This window comes from Methylobacterium sp. J-118 (genome assembly GCF_057836565.1).
Genome location: NZ_JBYQFA010000001.1, coordinates 407,456 through 428,579, shown reverse-complemented (window position 1 = coordinate 428,579; position 21,124 = coordinate 407,456). Strand labels below are relative to the sequence as shown.

The 21,124-nt window shown below is 69.3% G+C and carries 21 protein-coding genes; 3 read left to right on the top strand and 18 right to left on the bottom strand.

What is annotated here, in order from left to right:
• Positions 1 to 54: 54 nt before the first annotated feature.
• From AC3IF3_RS01985 to AC3IF3_RS01945, 9 genes are all read right to left on the bottom strand, one after another.
• Entirely contained in the window at positions 55 to 1,086 is a 1,032-nt protein-coding gene (locus AC3IF3_RS01985; protein ID WP_489227023.1) for a major capsid protein, read from the bottom strand.
• A 55-nt stretch (positions 1,087 to 1,141) separates the two neighbouring features.
• Positions 1,142 to 1,801 (bottom strand): head decoration protein, encoded by a 660-nt coding sequence (locus AC3IF3_RS01980; protein ID WP_489227021.1) that lies wholly within the window; start codon positions 1,799 to 1,801, stop codon positions 1,142 to 1,144.
• Positions 1,802 to 1,831: 30 nt separating this feature from the next.
• On the bottom strand, positions 1,832 to 3,100 hold the full coding sequence (locus AC3IF3_RS01975) for a S49 family peptidase (RefSeq protein WP_489227019.1): 1,269 nt from the start codon (positions 3,098 to 3,100) through the stop codon (positions 1,832 to 1,834).
• 70 nt (positions 3,101 to 3,170) lie between these two features.
• The gene (locus AC3IF3_RS01970) at positions 3,171 to 3,509 is read right to left on the bottom strand and encodes a hypothetical protein (RefSeq protein ID WP_489227017.1); all 339 of its coding nucleotides are present in this window, start codon (positions 3,507 to 3,509) and stop codon (positions 3,171 to 3,173) included.
• A 909-nt stretch (positions 3,510 to 4,418) separates the two neighbouring features.
• Positions 4,419 to 4,838, bottom strand: a complete 420-nt coding sequence (locus tag AC3IF3_RS01965; protein WP_489227015.1) for a hypothetical protein — start codon at positions 4,836 to 4,838, stop codon at positions 4,419 to 4,421.
• Positions 4,835 to 5,257 carry a DUF6074 family protein gene (locus AC3IF3_RS01960; protein ID WP_489227013.1) on the bottom strand — a complete coding sequence of 141 codons (423 nt, stop codon included), beginning with the start codon at positions 5,255 to 5,257 and terminating at the stop codon, positions 4,835 to 4,837. Before AC3IF3_RS01960 ends, AC3IF3_RS01965 begins: the two co-directional genes overlap by 4 nt.
• 11 nt (positions 5,258 to 5,268) lie before the next feature.
• Positions 5,269 to 5,472, bottom strand: coding sequence for a helix-turn-helix transcriptional regulator (locus AC3IF3_RS01955; RefSeq protein ID WP_489227011.1), 204 nt, complete (start codon positions 5,470 to 5,472; stop codon positions 5,269 to 5,271).
• A gap of 97 nt (positions 5,473 to 5,569) precedes the next feature.
• On the bottom strand, positions 5,570 to 6,238 hold the full coding sequence (locus tag AC3IF3_RS01950) for a hypothetical protein (protein WP_489227009.1): 669 nt from the start codon (positions 6,236 to 6,238) through the stop codon (positions 5,570 to 5,572).
• Complete coding sequence (locus AC3IF3_RS01945) at positions 6,235 to 7,488, bottom strand: tyrosine-type recombinase/integrase (RefSeq protein WP_489227007.1); 1,254 nt, start codon at positions 7,486 to 7,488, stop codon at positions 6,235 to 6,237. Before AC3IF3_RS01945 ends, AC3IF3_RS01950 begins: the two co-directional genes overlap by 4 nt.
• A gap of 459 nt (positions 7,489 to 7,947) precedes the next feature.
• Between AC3IF3_RS01945 and AC3IF3_RS01940 the strand changes: the two genes are divergently transcribed.
• Together AC3IF3_RS01940 and AC3IF3_RS01935 are read left to right on the top strand one after the other, a co-directional pair.
• Entirely contained in the window at positions 7,948 to 8,604 is a 657-nt protein-coding gene (locus AC3IF3_RS01940; RefSeq protein WP_489219512.1) for a carboxymuconolactone decarboxylase family protein, read from the top strand.
• A gap of 97 nt (positions 8,605 to 8,701) precedes the next feature.
• The gene (locus tag AC3IF3_RS01935; RefSeq protein ID WP_489219511.1) at positions 8,702 to 9,001 is read left to right on the top strand and encodes a hypothetical protein; all 300 of its coding nucleotides are present in this window, start codon (positions 8,702 to 8,704) and stop codon (positions 8,999 to 9,001) included.
• Between the two features lie 137 nt (positions 9,002 to 9,138).
• Here AC3IF3_RS01935 and AC3IF3_RS01930 read toward each other — a convergent pair whose 3' ends face one another.
• The 9 genes from AC3IF3_RS01930 to AC3IF3_RS01890 all read right to left on the bottom strand — a co-directional run bounded on the left by AC3IF3_RS01930 (position 9,139) and on the right by AC3IF3_RS01890 (position 19,227).
• The gene (locus AC3IF3_RS01930; protein WP_489219510.1) at positions 9,139 to 9,312 is read right to left on the bottom strand and encodes a hypothetical protein; all 174 of its coding nucleotides are present in this window, start codon (positions 9,310 to 9,312) and stop codon (positions 9,139 to 9,141) included.
• Between the two features lie 138 nt (positions 9,313 to 9,450).
• Positions 9,451 to 10,275, bottom strand: a complete 825-nt coding sequence (locus AC3IF3_RS01925; RefSeq protein ID WP_489227005.1) for an alpha/beta hydrolase — start codon at positions 10,273 to 10,275, stop codon at positions 9,451 to 9,453.
• 89 nt (positions 10,276 to 10,364) lie between these two features.
• Positions 10,365 to 11,672, bottom strand: a complete 1,308-nt coding sequence (locus AC3IF3_RS01920; RefSeq protein ID WP_489227004.1) for a hypothetical protein — start codon at positions 11,670 to 11,672, stop codon at positions 10,365 to 10,367.
• Entirely contained in the window at positions 11,669 to 13,447 is a 1,779-nt protein-coding gene (locus tag AC3IF3_RS01915) for an alpha/beta fold hydrolase (protein ID WP_489227003.1), read from the bottom strand. Before AC3IF3_RS01915 ends, AC3IF3_RS01920 begins: the two co-directional genes overlap by 4 nt.
• Entirely contained in the window at positions 13,437 to 15,872 is a 2,436-nt protein-coding gene (locus AC3IF3_RS01910; RefSeq protein WP_489227001.1) for a glycosyl hydrolase 2 galactose-binding domain-containing protein, read from the bottom strand. The genes AC3IF3_RS01915 and AC3IF3_RS01910 overlap by 11 nt, the downstream gene beginning before the upstream one ends.
• Before the next feature lie 9 nt (positions 15,873 to 15,881).
• Entirely contained in the window at positions 15,882 to 16,817 is a 936-nt protein-coding gene (locus tag AC3IF3_RS01905) for a DUF1839 family protein (protein ID WP_489226999.1), read from the bottom strand.
• A 39-nt stretch (positions 16,818 to 16,856) separates the two neighbouring features.
• A complete protein-coding gene (locus AC3IF3_RS01900; RefSeq protein ID WP_489226998.1) occupies positions 16,857 to 17,813 on the bottom strand; it encodes an amino acid--[acyl-carrier-protein] ligase in 957 nt (318 codons plus the stop codon).
• Positions 17,813 to 18,976, bottom strand: coding sequence for an acyl-CoA dehydrogenase family protein (locus tag AC3IF3_RS01895; RefSeq protein ID WP_489219501.1), 1,164 nt, complete (start codon positions 18,974 to 18,976; stop codon positions 17,813 to 17,815). Before AC3IF3_RS01895 ends, AC3IF3_RS01900 begins: the two co-directional genes overlap by 1 nt.
• Complete coding sequence (locus AC3IF3_RS01890; protein WP_243970667.1) at positions 18,973 to 19,227, bottom strand: acyl carrier protein; 255 nt, start codon at positions 19,225 to 19,227, stop codon at positions 18,973 to 18,975. Before AC3IF3_RS01890 ends, AC3IF3_RS01895 begins: the two co-directional genes overlap by 4 nt.
• A 374-nt stretch (positions 19,228 to 19,601) precedes the next feature.
• Between AC3IF3_RS01890 and AC3IF3_RS01885 the strand changes: the two genes are divergently transcribed.
• Entirely contained in the window at positions 19,602 to 20,744 is a 1,143-nt protein-coding gene (locus AC3IF3_RS01885; protein WP_489226996.1) for an acyltransferase family protein, read from the top strand.
• Positions 20,745 to 21,124: the final 380 nt, after the last annotated feature.

Sequence of the window (21,124 nt, the reverse complement as noted above, 5' to 3'; positions counted from 1 at the left end):
CGGCAGCCGCGGGCGGTGGCTCGACCATTCTGCTCCTGGGAAGGCGCATGATGATCAGGCCCCGGCGCGGCCGGTGGCCAGCGCCTGCGGCATCGTGCAGACGTACAGCGGGTAGCTGTACATCTCGACGTCGGCCCACATGTCGCGGTCGCGGTCGGTCACGATCCAGGAGTACTCGGCCTGGCCGAGCTGATTGGCGAACTCGAACTTCTCGGCCGGGGCCTGCGCCTTTTGGAAGATGCCGGCACCGACCGGGAAGAACTTGCACTTGCCTGGCTGCACCGCAAGCGTCGTGTTGTCGTCCGTGCCACGGTAGTTGTGCCAGACGATATTGCCGTACTTGAAGCTCTCCCAGATGCCGCCGACATCGTTCTGGAGCTTCTTGGCGTCCAGCGAGTACCGATAGGTCTCCCGCACCTCGTGGCTGGTGACGAAATCGTCCCAGAATTCGTCATCACAGATGGCGTGCACGGAGACATTGTTGCCGCCGACGCCCTGGAGGGCGCGGCCGATCGAGCGGCGCACCTCGTTGCACTTGCGCAGGATCTCGCCATCGACGGGCGTTGGGTTCAGCAGGTCGAAGCCGACCTCTGTGGCGACGCTCTGACCGAACTCCGCGAACCAGTCGTTGATGACCGAGCCGTCGGCGTCGACCATGAGGCCCTGGATCAGACCGAAGCGCATGTTCTCGTGCGTCAGGTCGAAGTCCTGCTTCATCTTGAACTGGCGGCGCGTGATCTCGCCCGTGAGGGTCTTGAGCGTGACCTCGCTGCCGAACTCGCGGATCCCCTGGAGCTCTTCGGCGTAGATGCGCGACGCGGTGGCGATGCGCACCGTCCGGAAGTCGCGGGCGTTGCGCTTGTCGCCGGGCTTCTGAGCTGGGGCCGAGCCGCGTGGGGTGGTCTGGATGAGAGCCGGCGCGTTCGAGCGATCCTCGATCCAGACGCTGGTGGTGCGGATCGGAACCGGCGTGATCAGCCCCGGGATCTGGCCCAGGTAGCCGGGGACGTAGCCGACCTTGTCGACGGAGGCGGTGAGGGAGACGGCCGAGAATGCGTCGCCGTGAAAAACGTCCATGATCGGCATGGAGGTAACTCCTGAAAGGATGAGAGAGCGAGGCGGAAAGCGGGGTGCTGACGGCTCAGCGGAGCTTGATGCCGAGGGCGCGCAGCTGCTGGATCGCCTCGGCTTGCTGCGGAGCGGTGATGCCAACCGGCCAGATGAGATCGGCGGCGCGGACCTCGCCCGGGCCGTTGAAGATGGTCGAGCGCACCGACGTCGTCGTGGTCGTCACGACGTGGCAGACGATCGCGCGAGCCACCGCCGAGCCGTCCGTCGCCGAGAGGTTCAGCGCCACGAACTGCTCATCCTTGATCGCCTCGCGGCCGACCTGCACGGTGAAGGCATCGTCGGCCACGAACGCGGTGGCTCCGGCGGCGATGGTGAACTTCACGTCCTTGGCGAAGGCGGTCCCTGTCGTACCCTTGCCGATCTCTCGGCCGGTCGGATCGGTCACGATGAACGCCGTCGGGGCGGTGAACACCACCCGGTACGCGCCATCCTTGGCCTGGGCCGCGATCGGCGCGGTGGGGTCCATCGTAATGGCACCGTTGCCGGTGTTGTCCGCATCCGGGGTGGCGGAGACCGTCATGCTGGCTGGCATGCCGACGGCTCCCAGAACCTGCCCCGGGAGCAGCGCTTGGTTGAGGCCGATGTTCGCCGCGTCGCGGGCGCGGAACGGCCCCTCCGGCTCGCTGACGATGAAGCAGAAGGCGTGGGGCTTTTCGCTGATGAGCGTCATGGTGTCGTGCTCCGGCGCGGCGCGCGGTGATCAGAGGTGACGGACGGGCTTCACGCCGTGGGTCGCGTTGATGGTGTCGACGGCGCTGGCCCAGGCGTCCGTGCTCGCCTTCTTCTGGTCTGCCGGGGGCTGATCCGGATCGAGGCTGAACGGCTTGCGAGCCGCCATCTCCCGCTCGAACCGAACCGCGTCGCTCTCGGTGGCGGCCGGCGACATCGCGAGGATCTTCAGGGCCTGCTCGGCCGTGAGATCGGTCTCCAGCGCCAGGGTCAGCGTCGGGCCCTCGCGGCCCTTCGCTTCCTTCGACCCGGTGATGGCGACGATGCGGGCCCGCTCCTCGGCCCGGACTTCCTGCTTCTCTGCGTCCGTCACGGCCGCGCTCCTCGTGGTGCTGGTGGTGGGAAGGGTGGCAGTGCTGCGGGCGGGCAGCCGCTGGCCGCGCAGGTCGGTGAGCACGTCGCTCAAAGTGCCGACGTCATCGGCGAGGCCGGCCTCGACAGCCTGGCGGCCCATGAACACGCGTGCCTGCGTCTCGCGGATCGCGTCCGGCGAGAGGTCCTTCCGGCCGGTCGCGACGCACTCAACGAACATGGCCATGAGGCCGTCGACCTCGCGCTGCAGGTCGGCGCGCACGCTCTTCGGGAGGGCCTCGAACGGGTTGGCGTCGCTCTTATGAGCGCCGGCCTGGATGATCGTTGGCCGCAGGCCCGCCTTGTCCAAAGCGCCCGAATGATCGACGTGAACCAGCAGCACGCCGATCGATCCCGACAGGCCGCTCTCCGTGGTCACGATCCGAGTGGCGCTGCTGGCGATCGCGTAGGCGGCCGAACAGGCCATGCCGGCGACGAGCGCGGTGACGGGCTTGACCGCGGCGAGCTCGCGCACGGCGCGGGCGACCTCGAAGCATCCCGTCGCCTGTCCGCCGGGAGACTCCAGATCCAGGACGACGCCGCGGACCTTGGGGTCCGCGCCCGCCTGCCGAAGCTGATAAGCGAAGCCCTCGTAGCTCAGGATCCCCGAGCTTGCCCCGACGTAGCCGCCCCTGTTCACCCACGAGCCCACCAGGGTGATGATGGCCACGCCATCGGCCGTCCGGGCGTAGGCCAGGGGATTGCCGGTTTCCTGATCGCGGCGGCTGCCCTCGAAGCGCGACGCCTCCGGCATCTCGCGAAGCTCGGACATGTCGAGCGCCCCCAATCGTCCGTCGAGGGCGGCGAGAAGCGCCGGCACCTTGCCCGGGGCGAGCAGCAGCGGCGTGTCGAACATCGCGCCGGCGATGTGGGGTAGCAGAGATGCCATGCGCGAAGGCTATGGCGAAGGTTCCCTCCCCGTCAGTAAGGCAAACGGGGGTGAACGGGGGCAAACGCCTCTATCGCCGGCTCTCGGGCGGGCGATGCGTGAGGATGTAGTCCAGGAAGCGACCTTTGTGGATCTTAATGCGACCACCGACAAGCCACCCGAACGCGTGTTCCTTGGCGAGATCCTTCAGCCCGTCTTTGCTGACCTTGATGTATTGGGCAGCCCACCCGACGCTGACCATCTCATCATCATCGACCCGGACACGCGCTGGAGCGCGCGCCAGTTGACCCTCGTCATGGCCGAGTTCCTCGAGCAAGGCGGTGAGCCGCTCCTTGACCGCGGCCAGGTCTCTACGGATCTCGGCCAGCCCACGTCCCTGCGGCGCCGGCTTGGGGTCACCGGCCGGCATGGCATGCGGCCCCTCGGGCCTGCGAGATCAGTGAGTTAAATCGCATCGGCATCCAATCCAACCCGAATTTTCGAAACTGGGAATATGCGCGAAAGTCGGACTGCCCAGCCGTGCGGTCGTTTCCAACCCGCGTACGGTCCCTAAGACCATCCCCGTGGATGGGCCTTCCCGGTAGTTCCGCGGGCCGTGCGCGGGCGCTGGTGCCGGTGAGATGATCCGGACCGACCTTGGCAGCCCGGAAGCTCGGCGGGCCTGTACGGCCAGCTGTCGAGCGATCTGCTGCAGACGTTAGGGACACGAGGGACAGAGCGGGACACGCGGGGACATGGCTGTGACGTCCCCGGTCTTCAGCGTGACGCTCCGATGCGCTGGCGTGACATCCGACGCCTTCAGATGCTTGGTGCTGCTTCGATCCGTGACACCGCGGCTGTCCGTGGTGACGTTTCTGCTTCTCGGGGTGTGTAGGGCGTCGTGAACGCGCGGCCCGATAGTGGCCGTGCGCGGTCACGCGGCCACCCGCCGGAGCAGTGTACGACTGGTCCAAGGTCAGGAGGGTGTCGATGCTCAGAAGGGTTCTGGGTCTGCCTGGACCGACACCTTGCCACCTGGATGCGCGCCGGTCGGATCGGTCGCCTTGGGGCGCCGACCGCCGGACGCTCAGGGCGTGCCAGAATTCTGGATGGGTCTGGCTTATAATATCCTGGATAGGTCCTGGTATAATCCTGGATAGTGCGCACAAGCTGCTTCGCATTTGATGCGCACAAGCTACTGCGCACCCCCTGCGAAGAAGCTGCTTCGCATTTATGGGGGAGATAAATGCGCAAAAGACGTTCGCATTTATGGGCCTGCAAATGCGAAGCCTGGAGTGCGCATTTATGGGGCGAACAAACCGGGGTAAGGCAGGCTGTCTCATGCCGCCTCCCGGACCGGTCGGAGCAGCCGTAGTCGGTAGCGGTTCGCGTGCCCGGCCCCCCGGCTAACGGTCACGTCGAGGTGCCCGCGGTCTTGCAGCGACTTCAGAGCCATCTGGACGCCGCGCCGGCTCACATCGAGCTCACTGGCGAGCCAGCCATGCGAAGGGTGTGCATAGCCCTTCCGGCGGTCGACGCATTGGCTCAGCTCGATCGCGAGGCGATATCCGAGCGGCGGCAGCTCCGGGTCACGAGCGATCTGACGAAGCCACAGGAAGACGTTTCGGGCGGCGCTCTTGCCGCTCGACGGCTCTGCAGCGCTTGCGGCACGATCATGTCCGCTCAAGGGGTCAAGGTCGGGCGGTTCGACGGCGTCTTGAGCGGCCGAGCGTGATGGTCTGCTGGCATGCATGTTCAAGCCGCTGACCCTCCGCCCGAACTGTAGGAGGGCCGCCCGTCAGCGTTCCAAACTACCCGCGCAACAGCCTTCTCTAGCTGGGCAAGCTCATCATGGATCGCGTCAGCCGACATGCCCATCTTGCGGAGGCGAACGCCAATCGGCCGGAAGCGCTTATCCAGCAGTATGGCCCGGCACCGGCGACCGTGCTTCTCGCGAAGGCCGATGAAGGCCTCCGCAAGCTCGGCGATGAGGCGAACATCCCGGCTGGCTGGGAACGGCAGGAGCACTGCAGTGCCCTCAGGAGTCGGCTCCGGCGCGACGTGGGTCGGGACTAACTCTGCCACGAGACTACGTTGCCGGGGGCGCCGCCGCTTTTGCGGTGGCGGTTCAGAGGCTGGCGTGCCGCTAAACAATGGCAGATCGGGAACGTCGGACATGGCCGCGCCCTTCAAGCCATAGAGGCGGAGCGGAGCGGCTGGCGCTCACGGGTCGCCAGCCAATTCTCGACCTCGTGCTCAGGCCAGGCGATGCGTCGCTCGCCGATCCTGATCGGGTCCGGGAACCGACCCTTGCGGCGCAGGCGATGTAGAGTGGCACCGGAGAGGCCGGTCTTCTGCTCGACCTCGCGTTGTGTGATGTACCGGGACGTCAAGGCTACCTCCTGCAATTCAGGGTAGCCTTCTGATTAGACACGGGCCGTCGGGTCGTGACGGGGGTAAATCGTTTTTATTTTTGAGCGCGATTTACCCCTACTCGGTGAAACCCACCGCGGCCGAAATCATCCGGTACTCGGCTATCTCGTCCCGGATGTCAGCGCTCTCGGAACTGCGGTACCAGTCTATAAACTGATCGACCATGTCAGAGGTAACGCGCTCGGTTGGGCAGATGTATTCCGTGACCGCAGTGACCATGCGAACAAAATCACCCTGGATGTTGCCGTCTTTATTCTTCGAAGTTGCGGCCCTTCTCTCAGTCGCATCTTCGTAAATCATGGCGAGCTGGCACCATAAGCGCCGGCGAAAATACACAACTTCCTTTCCACTTTGATCCGGCGCCTCCCCTAACGCTACTTTCACTCTGTCGCGTAAGGCTCGAAGCGGAGAGGCATCGTCCTGGATGATCGCTTCTATATCCACACCACCCTGATCGACTGATTCTAAGTTGGCATCAAGCCAGTCACGACTCTCAGCCACCTCGGCCATAAGATCATCGCAGAGATCTACGATGTGATTGAGCTTCTTGACGCGGGATTTGTTCTTGAGACCAACCCTACGCTCGCGCCGATATTTTCTTACAGCTTGGACGATCTCCTCGCCAAAGCGATCAATCGCCGACTTGCCTCCCAAAGCGAGACACAACGTCAGCCAGAAAGAAGCTGCGCGATCAGCACGGGAAGGCTGGATGGCCTCTACGGTCATGCCTGCCTCCCCACGACAGAGCTGACGTGCCGATCCCAGGCCTCCAGAGCCGCGCGCTTCTCAGCGAGCCGCTCGTAAAGGTCATAGTGCCTGCCATGGACGTCGTCCTCGACATGCGCGAGGACGGCCTTCCGATCCTCGCGCACGACCTTTAGCCGCGCGAGGCCTGTGCCGACCGTACGACGGAAGTCATGCGGTGTCGGTGGTCGCTCCTGCAGCGAAGCCACCGCATCCCCGTCGCGTCCTTCAGGTTCAAGGCCGGCGATGAGCCGGCGCATAGCCTGGCTCAGCGAGTGGCGTGCCAGCGTGTCTCGGGCGACGAAGCGGCTTGAGAACACCCGCAGGCCGTCCCCATCCACTCCTCGCCGCTCAATGGCTTCGCGAAGGATCTGGAGGGCAGCCGGCGCCAGTGGCACCACATGAAGCCGCCGAGCCTTCATCCGCTCTGCGGGGATCTCCCAGCGCGCTTCACCGGGGTGATCCAGGTCATGGAGCTCTGACTGCAGGATGCCGGCGACCTCGCCCGGCCGTTGACCCGTGAGCAATAGGAAGCGGAGGGCGTCGGCTACATCGCGGGACATGCCCTCGCCCTTCGCAAGGGCTGCCCAGAGAACGCGGAGCTCCGGGTCCGACAGAACTCGGTCCTTCGCCGTTTCAACCGACCGCTTGCGGAGGCCAGCGATCGGATTGACCTCAAGATGGCCTTCCTCGACGCTCCAGTTGAAGAACGTGACCAGTACCGTTTGTGTGCGGTTGGCGCTGACCGGCGCAGCTTTTTTGATGCCATCGAGAAACGTGATCGCGTCCCGGCGGGTGATGCTGGCGGCCGCACGCTTGCCCCACGCGCCGCAGGCTCTCCTCAGATACCCCTCGTCGTTCTTCCACGACGATTTCCGCGGCTTCGCGTATTCCTCGATGTAGCGGTCCGCCAAGGCCTCGAAGGTCAGGATGCTGTCGGCCGCGGACTTGCGCGCTTTCAGCTCCCTTTGCGGATCTCCGCCATCGGCCACCGTCACGCGGTGGCGGGCCGCTCGCTCGCGCGCATCGGCGAGGGTGAGATCTGCCAGCCGGCCCAGCGTCACCCGCTGGTACCCGCCTCCCACTTTCGGCCGGTACCGGAATGACCAAGTGCCCGAGCCATTCGTGCCGATGCGCAGGCAGAGACCGGGCGTTTTCTGGTCCCAAACTTCCATGCGAGCCTCGGGCGGCTTCGCCGTGAGACCGGTGACGTAAGTGTGGGTCAGATTCATCACCGGCATCTCGTGCACTAGTCTCCGCGGAGCTCTGGGGTGCGGCTGGGGTTCAACGATGCGAAACGTCGTGAACCCCAGCGCCAACGCCTGACGCGGAAAGATACGCTACGACAATGAGATGTGAAGCCCCATGAGACTTGTTGACTCCCCCTGAATGGCCGGTTTGGGAGGCTGGGGGACAGGGGGTCGTCGGTTCAAGTCCGGCCACTCCGACCATTTTTGATTTGCTCTGGCAATGCGTTAGCAGAGGCGGTCTTCGGGCCGCCTTTCCCATGTCTGAACCCCGGATGGCTCACCGCCATCCGAGGATCACGACGGAGCCGGAGACCGCCACGGCCGCGGCCCTGACGGTGGGCGGCTCGCGCCACGCCGGGCGACTGGATCTTCGCAGGGGCATGGCGGACTATCCCCGCCCAGAGAGGCGCGCCAAAGCGTGGCCGTACCAGGGAGGGATCGATGGGCCTGTTCGGAGCCAAGGGGCATGCGGCCGCGGCCATCGTGACGGCGGCCGGCGGATGGCTGGCGGCACAGACGTCCTGGGGCGCGCCCGGCCAGGAACCGCGGTTCCCGCAACTGACGCTGGATCAGCTCACGCCGGCCCAGCGTCCGGTCGGCGAGAAGATCATGAAGGTCTCGAGCGTCGGGATCGGCGGACCGTACAACCCGATGATCCGCAGCCCCGAGATGGCGCAGCGGATGTACGACCTGCTCGATTACCTGCGCTGGCACACGTCGGTCCCGACGCGGCTGAACGAGTTCGCCATCCTGATCCAGGGGCGCCTCTGGCGCTCGCAGGTCGAGTGGTATGCCCATTATCCGCTCGCGATCAAAGCCGGGCTCTCCGAACAGGTCGCGGCCGACCTCAAGGCGAACAGGCGGCCGGAGGGCATGACGCCCGACGAGGCCGCCGTGTACGACTTCTGCATGGAGCTCTCCACGAAGCAGGCGGTCTCCGACGAGACCTTCGCGCGCGCCAAGGCGGTGCTGGGTGACCAGGGCGTCGTCGACCTGACCACGCTCACCGGCACCTATGTGACGATCGCCATGCTGCTGAGCATGGCGCAGGAGGGTGTGCCCCCCGGGAAGGAGCCGCCGTTCAAACCGGGCGAGTAAGCGGCAGCTGCGCGACGGTATGGCACCTGGGTTCGGCGGGCTGAACTTCGCTGAGCGTCAGCCGTTCCCGAGGCGCAACACTCGTATGGATGTACTCATGACCCGCACTCTCGTAGCCCTGGCGAGCGCCCTCGGCATCGCCCTGGCCGGTCCTGCCGTGGCGCAGGTGGTCACCGGCGGCGCCGGCAACACCGGCGTGGCCCCGCCGGCCACCACGGGCGGTGTCGCCCCCGGGGCACGCGATCTCGGGCCCAGCCCAATCACCCGGGGGAACGAGGCCAATTCGAGCAACTCGTCCGTCCCTGGCACAACGCCGGATGTGAACATCGGTGGCACGCCGACCGGTGGGCCGCCCGGTACCGGAGGCACGTCGGGCGGCCCGTCGCTCGGCCGATAAGCCCGCCCGGATATGCGCCTCACGGAACGCGTAGAGCGCCGTGATGGCGCCCAGGTCGACATCGTGGCCATCGGGCGCCGCAGCAAGAAGCGCCGGTGCCGTGCGGGGCCGGCGCGGGCGCGATGCCCGGAGACCCGCTACTCGTCGGACGCACCGGCCGCCTCACCGCCGACCACGGCGGCGGCATAGGTCATCTCGCGCGCGGCACGCTGCAGTTCGGAATGCGCGATACTGTCGGCGAGCTTGACGAGGCTCACGAGCAGCAGCGCGAGCAGCAGAAAACGGCGGAGCGTGAGCGCGGCGACGGGCATGGGGAGCGCCTCGTGGAGACGCCTGAACGCTATCCGAGCCGCCGCGCGATGGCTGCAACGGCGAGAGCACAGCGGCACGAAATGACAACGGCCATGATGTGGCGGCGATCCGGCGCGACGGTGACGACGGCCCGTGCGCTACGGTCCGGCATGCGCGCCCGCCACGAACCGCGCGACATCGTCCGCGGTCGGGGCCATGAGGCTGAAGGGAAAGCTCAGCGACCGGACGATCTGGCCGTGACCGAGCCCCGCATAGATGTGCATCTCCTGACGGGCGTGGTCGTCGCGCAGCCGGTCCGCGAGCGCCATCGTTCCGGACGGCCGCACGTCCTGGTCCGCGGCGCCGGTCAGCAGCAGCAGCGCCGGGTGCGGGCCGGCGGCGTGATTGATCGGCTGCAGGGTGGGGTCGGCGCCGGTGAAGACCTGCGCATCCAGCGGATCGGTCAGCGCGGTGACCGCGTAGGGTCCGGCGAGGCCGACGATTCCGGCCAGATCCTCCGGGCTGGATCCGGCCTGCTTCAGCCATGTCGCGTCGAGCCCCAGCATGGCCGCGGCCCAGGCGCCGGAGGAATGGCCCGCCACCACGACGCGGTGGGGATCTCCTCCGAACTCGGGCGCGTGGGCGATGGTCCAGGCGACCGCCGCGGCGTTGTCGGCCAGGATGCCGGACAGGCTGGCGGCCGGGAAGTGCCGGAACTCGGGGATCACCACGACGAAACCCCGGCGCGCGAAGGCGGCGCCGACATAGGCGACCTCCTCCTTGGAGCCCGTCCGCCACCCGCCCCCGTAGAGGAACACCAGGACCGGGCTCGGACCGGGCACGCTCGGCCGGTAGATGTCGGCCTCGTGCCGGATCCCGGGGGCGTAGGCGAGGTCCCGGTCAACGTGGACCTCCACCGGGGCGAGGAGGTTCAGGAGCACCAGGGTCGCGCTGACGAGCTTGTCGCAGAGGACGCTCAACATGGGATGCGCACCGTCCTCGACGCCGGGTCCGGGCACCGGACCAAAGCTCCGGCGGCCGCTTTCGCAAAGGAATGTCGCCCCATCGCCACTTACAGCACCTCCAGCACGCCGAGCCGGTCGGTGACCTGGAGCGGGACGCGCCGATCGGGCGGAAGCGCATGCACGCTCACGGAGCCGTCATCCGCGAAGCGATGCAGCCGCACCGCCCGCGGCTGCTGCGACAGGCGGATCTCGACCGCCCGCGGGGGAGCGTCGGGTCGGGGGGCGCGACTGCGCCGGTCCCACCCGTCGAGGCCGAGCCAGACCACCACCAGAACGGCGCCGTCCCGCCGGGCGAAGCGGGCGGTCACGAGGTCGGGGGTCGCGGCGGGGGCCGCCACCTCGACCGCCCCGGCGAAAGGCGCGCCGGCCGCCTCGCCGCCACCGAACAGCCGGACGAGGCTGCGCAGGGCCGCGAAACCGGGGGTCGGCCGGCCGTCATGGGCGAGGAGGCCGAAGCGGCTCTCCGGGTCGCCGTCGCCGTGATCGAAGCTGGAGATGAGTTCGTAGAGGTAGGTCCGGCGCACACCCTGCAGGTAGCTCCACAGGAGCAGGCGCGGGATGTAGCGCGCCCGGATGCCCTCGGAGATCGGCAGGTGGGCGCTGCCGGTGGCGAGCGCCGTGTGGTAGCCGTTCTCGGTGGCGATCACAGGCGCGGGCCCGAAGACCGGCCGGGCCGCCGCGACGAAACGGGCGAGGCTGCCGCCGCCGCTCGTCTCGGGGTGCTCGGCCCCCGGATAGGCATGGATGTTGGCGAGATCGACCACAGCCGCGAGATCCTGCGCGGCGGCGACGTTGCCCTGGATGTAGCTCGGTCCGGCGACCCTCACGGATCGATGCCGGGCATCCGCACGCACCGCCCGGAACAAAGCCGCCTGATGGTCGGCGGAGAGGCGTGGCAGGTCGGGCCGGCCGGCAATCGGGGGCTCGTTGCCGCCCTCGGCCACAACGAGCCCGCCGCCGGCCCAGCCGGCGATCTCGGCGAAGCGCTCCGGGGGAACCCGCGGCCCCGGCGTCAGACCGTCATAGAAGACGAGGCTGAAGCGATAGCCGCGTTCGGCCAGGGCGGCGATCCGCGCGAACTGGCCGGCCGGCTCGCCGCCGGTGAGTACGATGTCGTCGCGCAGATGGCGCAGGCCGAGCTCGTCGAGGGCGGCCGCGCAGGCGGCGAAGCGCTCGACATAGGGGCTGCCGCCGTGGCCGAGATGCACGTTCACGCCAATGGAATCGATCAGGTCCTCGCACCGGTGCAGGGGCGCGGCTGAGGCCCCCGTGGCCAAGCCCCCCGCCGCCAGGGACCCTGCGGCCAGCGACCCTGCGGCCATCGTCATGGCCGACCGGCGCGTGAAGGCCGTCATGTCGCGACCATGTGCCAGGTGGCCACGGCTCGATCCGGCTTCCTGGAGCGCGCCGCGGGAACGCGCCGTGCCGCGCGCAGGAGGTCGCGCACCGCGAGGCCGAGCACCGCCTGCGCCGCGGCCGAACCGAGGTTGTGGTCGGCATCCGGCACGATCGTCACCGGGGCACCGAGGCGCCGTCCGGCACGGCTCGGCGAGCGTCCCAGGTGACGGCGCAGGGCGGCCAGGCCGGGATCGCCCGCGCTGTAGACCAGGCGGATCTCGGCGCCGCGCCGCCGGATCGCGGCCACGCGCCGGGCGACCGACCCGCCCGGAGCCTGCACCCGCCAGGCGCGTCGGACCCGCCGCAGCGCCGCGACGAACCCGCGCCGGGCCAGGACACCGGCGATCGCCCCGACCCGGATCTGGCCGCGGATCAGGCGGCGCCACGTCGCGCCCTGGGTCAGGAGCGCTGCGTAGGTGGCGGCGCTGCCGTAGGTCTGGCGGATCACGCTGTCGACATCCTGATCCGGATCCCAGTCGAAGCAGTGGAGGTTGACCAGCAGCGCCCCGTCGATCCGCGGATCCCGGCAGAGCGCGTGGAAGGCCGCGTAGGCCCCGCTGCAGCCGCCGACGAGCACGATCGGCCCGCCTTGGGCGAGATGGTCGACCGCCCGGACCACGTCCGCGTAGCCATCCGGGGCGAAGAGCGGCCGGCCGCCGTCCGCACGCCCGGCGCTGTCGCCGATCCCGCCCAGGTCGAGGCGGAACGAGCCGACGCCCTCGGCGGCGAGATTCCGGGCGAGCCGGGTGGTCTGCCGCCCCCACCCCGAGCGGACGGTCATGCCGGTGGAGACGAAGAGAATTGTCGGCGTGCCGGGTTCCGGCCTGTGCGGGGTGCAGCGGATGCCGAACAGGCCCGAATCGAGCCGGATCGGCTCCTCGGTCCAATCCGCGCCCGCCAGGCGCGCCGGGGGCGGGACCGTCGCGGCCGCCTCCGCCGGGGCGACCCCGTCCGCCACGAAGGCGGTGATGCGCTCGAAATCCCCCTCCGGCACCTTCACGAAGATCGGATCGCCCACGAGATGCGCCAGGCCTAGGAAGGGTCCCGCCTCAACGGCGCAGCCGATCGCGCCAAGGCGGGCAGCCAGCGCCGCCGGGTCCGGGGCGAGGAGCAGCACGCGGGGGGCCGGGGGCTTGGCGATCCGCGCGAGATTCAGCCCAGCGAGTTCGGCCAGGAAGGCCGCATCCATGCGGAAGCCACCGACGGTGAGACCCTCCAGCTCCGGGGGCGGAGCGGAGCCGTCCGGGAGGCGCCCGATCGTCTGCGCCCGCATCCGCATCTCGCGCAGGTAGGCCCGTCCGGTGGCGACCGGCGCGAGCAGGACGAGGCGGTCCACGGGCTCCGCCTCCGCGGCCAGGGCCGCGAAGGTCGCGCCGAGCCGTAGGCCGACGAGGACGATTTCGGCGACGCCGGCCGTCTCGCGCAGGAACCGGATCGCCTGGCCGATCGCCGCGACGGAGGCAGCGACCCCAGCGGCATCGAGATCGGCGGAATCGCCCTCGCCCGGGGCGTCGAAGCGCAGGGTCGGGCAGCCCGCACCGGCGAGCCTCTCGGCCAGCGCCCGCCAGGGGCGGTACGCGGCCATCTGCTCGAATCCATGCGCGCCGCAGAGGACCACGCCGCGCCGCCCGGGTGCCGGATGAAACCAGCCGAACAGACCTGCGAAGGTCACCGGAGAGGGATCGAGCGGGCCGGGGGCGGGGGCGATCATAGCCCGGGCTTCAGATGTCATGACCGAACTCCGCGCTCTCGCTGCTGTTGATGGCCCGGACGCTGCCGCGGGGGAGCCGGGTCCGGCCGGGGAAGGCGATCAGCCGCGCCGTTCCCGGCGCCAGATGGAAGCCGGTATCGGCGGGGCGTGCGCCGGGGGCCTGGATCTGGACACCGAGGGCGAGGCACTCCGTGGCGATGCGCAGGGCCGGACCCGACTCGGTCATCACCGGCTCGGCACGAAGCCCGATGGCGCCTTGGGCGATCGGGCGCGGGCCGGGGAAGTGGAAGCTCTCGGCAATAATACCTCCGTCCGCCCCGGTCAGGCACGCATGGGCGAGATCGTGGATTCGCGGCCCGAACTGGTAGCTGTCGGTGGCATCGAAGAAGCGGCCGAGCAGTTCGGCGGAGGTCAGGGTCAGCGCGGCGCGGGCACCAAGCGTCACGCCGCGCTCGGCCCGCGCCGCGACCCGACCGCCGCAATTGGCGAACGTCAGCGTGACGGTCAGCGCGCGGATGTCCGCGGTCTCGTTGAGGACGTGGAGGTGCAGGCCGTCCAGACCCTCGTCGGTGAGGAGAACCTGCACCGGGCGAAAGGCGCGCTTGAGCGCGTACCATGCGGATTTCGGCTGCTGCCGCCAGTCGATCACGCCCCAGCCGGCCCCCGGCCCGAGATCGCGCAGGGCCAGGACGAGGCCGCCCGCGGTCGGCGAGCGCGGCCGGCGCCACTCCGCGAACGTCGCCTCCATCACCTCGGCGACGGCGGCACGCCCGAGTTCGAGATAGCGCTCCGGGTCGTCGAGGCGCAGCGCGGCCGGATCGACCCCGTAGAGGAGGCCGACGTAATGGTCGCGGACGGTCTCGAAGTCCCAATCGGCACCCCGATCTCGGGGGATGCCCGCCGCCCAGGCCGGATCGGTCGGATCGACGGGGCCGGCGGTCCCCGGCTCGGGCGGGTTGGCGAAGGCGAGGCACTCGCTGGCGAATCCGACCTCGGCCCGGCGGGCATCCGCGAGGGGCCGGCGATAGGCACCGACGCCGAAGTAATGCGTGCAGCCGGCGCGCGGGGAGAACGGCAGGGCCCCGCCGGAGGGCGAGTTGGGCACGACCACGAGGTCGGGCCGCTGGGCCGCCGCCAGCGTCGCGAGGGTCGTCTCGCAGAAGGTGTCGGCCCAGACGGCACGCGGGGCGCCGAGCATGGCGGCCTGCTGCCAGACCTCGCTGCCCCCGCACAGGACGCAGAGCGACGGCGCGGTCTGGGTGCGGTCGAGGAACGCCGTGACCTCCCGGGCGAGGCCGGCGGCGAAGTCCGGATCGTCGTGCGGATAGTCGAAATTGGCCAGCATCAGGTCCTGCCAGACCAGGATGCCGAGTTCGTCGCACTGATCGTAGAAGTCGGTCGATGGATAGAGCGTCGTGCCGGGGACCCGCAGCATGTTCATTCCGGCCTCCCGGGCCAGCGCGAGCAAGGTCCGGGTCCCGTCAGACCCCAGCCCGACGAGATCCGGCGGCGTCCAGTTGGCGCCGCGGCAGAAGACCGGCACGCCGTTGACGGCGAGCGACAGGCCCTCCGCGAAGGGGCGGGTCAGCGACAGGGATCGGAAGCCGACCCGGCCGAGATCGACAAGCGCCCCATCGACCCGGGCCTCGACCCGGTGGAGATGCGGCGCGCCGTGGGTATGCGGCCACCAGGGTGCGACCCCGGGCAGCACGAGTTCGCCGGCGAACAGGCCGGGCGCGATCTCGGAAAGCGGCGTCTCGCGCCCGTCGCACAGGAGCACCACCGTACCGGCCCGGCCCTCGATCCGCAGGCGCGCGGCCAGGCGACCGGTATCCCCATCCAGGGTCGCACGCAGGTCGGCGGACGCGAGTCCGGGGCACACGGCCTCGACGGTGATCGGCCGGTAGGGGCCGACGATGTCGATCTCCGGGCACCAGCCCGGCATGAAGCCGAGGGCGCTGGTGCGCATGTGGCGCAGCGATCCCGGCGTGATCATCCGCGGCCGCCAGCGCCCGCGCTTGGCCGGCCTGTCGAGCGCCGGGCGCAGAGCGCGGAAGCAGAGCGCGAGATCGGAGTCGGCGCCGAGTTCGGCCTCGACGGCGTGCGGCTCGAACATCGTGCGGGCGCTGAGGAGCGGGGCGCCGTCGAGCCAGACATCGGCAAGCGTCGCCAGCCCTTCGAACCGCAGGCGGACGGAGCCGGGACCGGCGAGGCGGGTCCGATACCAGACGTCGCGGTCGTGGATCGGCGTGGGGGCGGTCTCGGTCCAGCGCCCGGCCGCCGTGAGGGCGGACGCGGCGGTTCCGGGAACGTGGGCCGGGATCCAGTCGGTGATGCCGCCGAGATCGCCCGGACCGGCGCAGGCCCCGGGCGGCGTCAGGGCGAGCCGCCAGGGGCCGGCCAAAGACTCCGGCGCCCGCCCGTCGACGCTGCGGATGAGGGCCATCGGGCGACCCTAGCGGCCGAGGGCGCCGTCGAGGGACGCGAACACGCGCTCGTAGGTCGCAGCCAGACGGTCGAGGCGCGGGGCCAGTCCCTCGGCTTGGCGGCGGTGGAAGGCACGGGCGAGTTGGAACTGGAACGCCTTCGCCTCGCGGCTCAGGCCGGCGGCCGCCTCCGCGGCGGGCGCGAAGGCGCCGGCGCCGGACGCGTCGAGCCAGGTGAGGTGGCTCGCCAGCATCTCGAAATTCGCGCCGAGCTGGCGGGTCGTGTTGAACGCGTAGGCGTGAAACACGCCGAGCGGCTGGCACACGAGCCCGTCTGCTGTGACGGCCAGCGCGTCGCGGAACGCCAGGACCGGGTTCCGCTCCGGCGCCCGGGCCCGATGCCGGACGAGCAGGTCCAGGGCGACGCCCGGAAGCTCCGACGCGGGCAGGGGCGGGGCGACCGTCTTCACGAACTCGGCGTAGGGCGGCAGGGTCGCGGGGTCGAAGATCCCGGCATAATCCGCCCCCGAGAGGCGGAAGCGGCCGGCATTGTGCAGGTAGTCGAGTTCACCCGCCGCCGGGTCGAGGGCGAGGATGCCGATCGTCGTCTTGCTGTGGTCGCGCCCGTAAGTGGTGCCATGGGTGTCGGGCAGGTAGATCGCGTCGACCTCGACCAGCACCGGCCGGCCGGCCGCCATCTGGGTCAAGGCGTGCGCCTCGAGACCGGCGTAGACCGCGAGTTCCAGCACCTCCAGGCCGTAGAGCCGCTCGATGTCACCGGGCGGCGGCTTGAAGAAGGTGAACTGGTCGCCCTCGAAATCCTGCCGAAGCGTGAAGCCCAGCATCGCCTCCGGGACGAGGCCGCGACCGTGCAGCAGCTCGATCCAGAGGTCGACGTAGCAGTTCGTCTCCGGCCAGTCCCGAACCCCATCGTGGAGCGGATGCGGCACGTAGGGGCCTGCCATTCCGAGCCCCGAGGGCAGGCGCAACGCGGCGGTCACCGCTCAGCCCCAGAGCGCGGTGCGCACGGAATCGGGCCATGCGGCGAGGTCGAGACCGTGATGCTTCAGGAGCGCCAGGGTGATCCGCTCCAGGCCGAAGCCGACGCAGGCAGTGTGGGCGACGCCGCCGTCCGCCTGGCGCAGCTCCCAGGTGCTGCCGAAATGGTCCTGGTGGTAGTTGAAGCTGAGGCAGGCGGTCGGCTTCTCGACGCTGTTGACCGGCACGTTCAGCTCGAACTTGAGGCCCTGCGCCCGCTGGTTGTTGGCCAGCATCCGGCCGGCGCGCCCGAAGAACGGGTCGTTGGCGGCGTCGATGGCGACCGGCAGGCCGAGATCACGCATCATCGCGGTGCCGCGCTCCAGCCAGGATTCGCGGAAGGCCAGCACCTGTTCCGGGCTGCCCATGCGCACGTATTCGCGCATCCGGAACAGCTGCATCCGGGTCGGCTCCAGCGAGGGCTCGCGCCGGAAGCAGTAGGATTGCAGGTCGAACAGGCGCCCCTCGGCGGGCAGCGCCCCCCGGGCGGCGGCCACCGGATAGAGCGGGTAGCAGGCGGCCGGCGTCAGGACGACGTCGGTGGCCTCCTGCTGGCCGGTCCAGTCGCGGCCCTCCTCGACGCAGGCCAGGATCTCGGCGTGTCCCGCGCCGTCGCCGCAGAAGCTGTGGATCGTGCCGGCGAGGTTCGGAAAGCCCTTGAGATAGCCGCTGCGCTCGAAGGCCGGCCGGCTCATGCCGGGCGGGAAGCGCATCACCTCGGCGCCGTCGGCGGCGCCGAGGCGCGAGATCAGCCGGTCGAGGGCCTCGACCACGCTCTCGAAGGCGCCGCTGCGGCCGTAGAGACCGTCGACCCCGGTGCGGATCAGCAGGCCGTGGTCGAACAGCCGGTCGAGGAAGGTCGGGCCGCCCTCCGGCTCCTCGTCGAGGATAAGGTCACCCTGGGGAGAAGAGATCGATTCCATCACGCGCTCATGAGCTGGCCGCTGCCCTTCTGCACGAGCAGGAGCTTGGCGGTGTTGGCGAGGATGCGGTCGTTGCCGATCATCAGCGGCGCCGAGAGGACGTCGCGCAGGGATCGGCCGAGGCTGTAGGGGGTGTCGTTCTTGTAGCCGGAGAGCCCGACGATCGAGAGGGCGCGGCGCACGATGTCGACCGCCATGTCGGAGACAGTGACCTTCAGGTTGTTGAGCATCACGCTGAAGCCGAGCGAGCCGATCGTGTCGGCATCGCCGTGGGCATCCTCGAACCGGCGCAGGGCCGACACGACGGTGCCGCGCATGGCCTGATGGGCGTTGACGACCTCGGCGAGCCGCAGCGCCGTCGGCGGTACCTTGCCGGGGGCGCGGCGCGCCTCGGCCTGGACGAAGGCCCGGGCGCGGTCGACCGCGTAGGTGGCGATGCCGTACCAGACGCTGCTCCACAGCAGGTGCGACGAGGCCAGCATCGAGACGGCGGCGATCTCGGCGAAGGGCTTTGGCAGGATCTGCTCCACCGGCACGCCGCGGGCCTCCAGCCGGAAGCCGTCGCTGCAGGTGCCGCGCATGCCGAGCGTGTCCCACTGGCTGGTGCGGGCGAGCGAGATCTGATCGGCCATCAGCGCGACCAGCACCTGATCGGAGGTCGCGGCCTCCGGGTGGCGCCGGGCGGTGGCGAGGATCAGGTCGGCCTGGGCGCCGTAGGAGATCACGGAGGCGTCCTTGCCCAGCGAGAAGGTCTCGCCGGTCGTCTCGACCGCGCAGAGGGAGTTGCGCAGGTCGCCGCCGATGCCGGCCTCCGTGGTCGAGGAGGCGACCAGAAGCTGCTCGCGGGCGATCCGCTCCATCAGCCGGCAGTGCCACGCGCTGTCGAGCCCGTGTGTCACGAGGCTCGACACCTTGATGTGGTGCATGGCGAAGACCATCGCGGCCGCGCTGCAGGCATGGCCGAGCGTGCTGCAGACCTCGGCGATCTGCACCAGCCCGGCGCCCTCGCCGCCGAACTGTCCCGGGATCTGAAGGCCCAGAAGGCGCTCGTCCTTCAGGGCGGCGACCGCTTCCGCGGGGAAGCGGCCCTCGCGGTCGACGGCATCGGCGTGGCGCGCCGCCACCGCCGCCGCCCGCTCTGCACGCGCGGCCAAGGTGCTCATGCGGCTTCCTGCCGGACCAGGGTGGACACCGCCTCGCTGATCGCGCGGATCGACGAGAAGGACTTGCGGTTGAGGAGTTCGTCGGGGAACTCGATGTTGAAGCGCTCCTCGAGCGCCAGCATCAGCTGCACCGAGCCGAACGAGTCGAGGCCCATGTCGAACAGGCTTGCGTCGTCGGAGAGCTGATCGGACTTCCCCGCGAAGGCTTCGTTCGAGCCCAGGATCTCACGGATATCTTGGGAGATGTTCAAGGGGGAACTCCTTAATTCAGTGCGCGGCACTTTATTGATCCGCCCCGCTGGGCGTCAAATATTCTACTGATTAATAGTAAACAATCACACGATGCGCAGCGCGAAGCTGGGAAGCGTGGCCATGAGCAGCCGGACTGCACCGGTTTGGCTATAATGGACGTCAGCGCCTTTATAATGACTTTCCATCGCATATTGACGCGTGTTTCAGCCCGGACATGTGGACAACACTGTTCCGATCCCCGTGTCGGGCCGGGCCTGGGCAGCTTATTCAGCACGAATCGCGAGTCTCCGTGACTCGGCGGAGCCGGTTCCGGCATGGTGGCACGTCCTCGCCCCACCCCGGCGGGCAACCTCCCGCGGCTAGCCGGCGCGCCATGCTCTACAATCTGCAGATCCTGCGTGCCCTCGCGGCCTACCTCGTCTTCCTGACGCATTTCGGCCTCTATGCGGGACCGGTCCTGCCGCGGCCGGATTTCCTCGCCTTCGGCGCGGCCGGCGTCGACGTCTTCTTCGTCCTGTCCGGCTTCATCATGTTCGTGAGCACAGGCGCGCGTTCCGCCCGAGGGGAGGGGGGTCCGGCGCAGGCGGGCGCGTCGCGCCGGGACCGAGGCGAGGGGATCGGCGCGTTCCTGGTGCGGCGGGCCGCGCGCGTCATGCCGGTCTACTGGCTCGTCACCCTAGGTCTCGCGCTCATGGCACTGGCGGGCCTGAAGCCGATCGGCATCATGGAAGTCCGGCCGGAATACCTGCTCCAGTCGCTGCTGTTCCTGCCGTTCTCGCGGGGCGGCTACGTCGAGCCGCTGAATTCCGTGGGCTGGACGCTCAATTACGAGATGTTCTTCTACGCCGTCTTCGCCGGGCTGCTGCTGGTGCCGACGCGGGCCACGCGCGCCCTCGCGGCGGTCGCGATCTTCCTCGGCCTGAGCCTGCTGGGGCAGTTGCCGGTCCCCGGACTGTACTGGGCCTATTACACGAAGCCGATCGTGCTCGAATTCGCCGCGGGCATCGGCCTCGGCTATGCGTATTTGCGCTTCGGCGCTCCACCGGCCGGCTTCCCGGTCCGGCGCGTGGCCGGCAGCGCCGTCGTGATGGCCGGACTGCTCGTCCTCGGCGGCCAGGCCGGCGCCTACGCCCTCGGCGCGCAGCCCGAATTGACGGGGTTCGTCCGCCCCCTGGTCTGGGGCTCCGCCGCCAGCCTGATCGTCGGCGCGATGCTGCTGCTGGAGCGGGGGGGCATCACCCTGCGCTCCCGCTGGCTGCTGTCCCAGGGGAACGCCAGCTACTCGTTCTATCTGGTCCACAACCTGCTGCTCCACGCCGCCTCCAAGGTCGCGGCTGTTCTCCCGGTCGCCGGCGGCGTACGGGCCGTGCTGATCTTCCTGCTGGCCTTCGCCGCGTCCGCGGCGGTCGGGGAGGTCCTGTACCGGCGCGTGGAGGCCCCGATGAACGCGGCCCTCCGGCGGCGCTTCGACCGCCGCCCGCTCCCCGCACCGTTGCCGAGCGCACTGACGCCGTAACGGCGATCCGGCACCCGACCGCGCATACGCGATTCACGGCGGGGATCGGCGGCCGTGGATGGGGGGAGGGCGGGCACGTGGCCGTCCTGGACCGCCACACGCGCCGACCATGCGCTGATCCCGAACGCGAAGCGTGAAGGCGCTGGCCCGCACACGATGGGGCAGGGCCGTCGCTCCCCTGCGGGGCAATGCTGTCCCCTGCCTGCGTCCAGCCGATGAGACCACCACCGACGGATGCGGCCCAACCAATATATTAACCATACTTACAAATGAAAATTAAGTCTGTTACCGATCACGGCCGCCCGCATAAGCACTAATTTCCGCGACGGCTCCCGTATTCACTCCTTTTTTAAAGGCGATGTTCCATCTAGAGTCCGGTC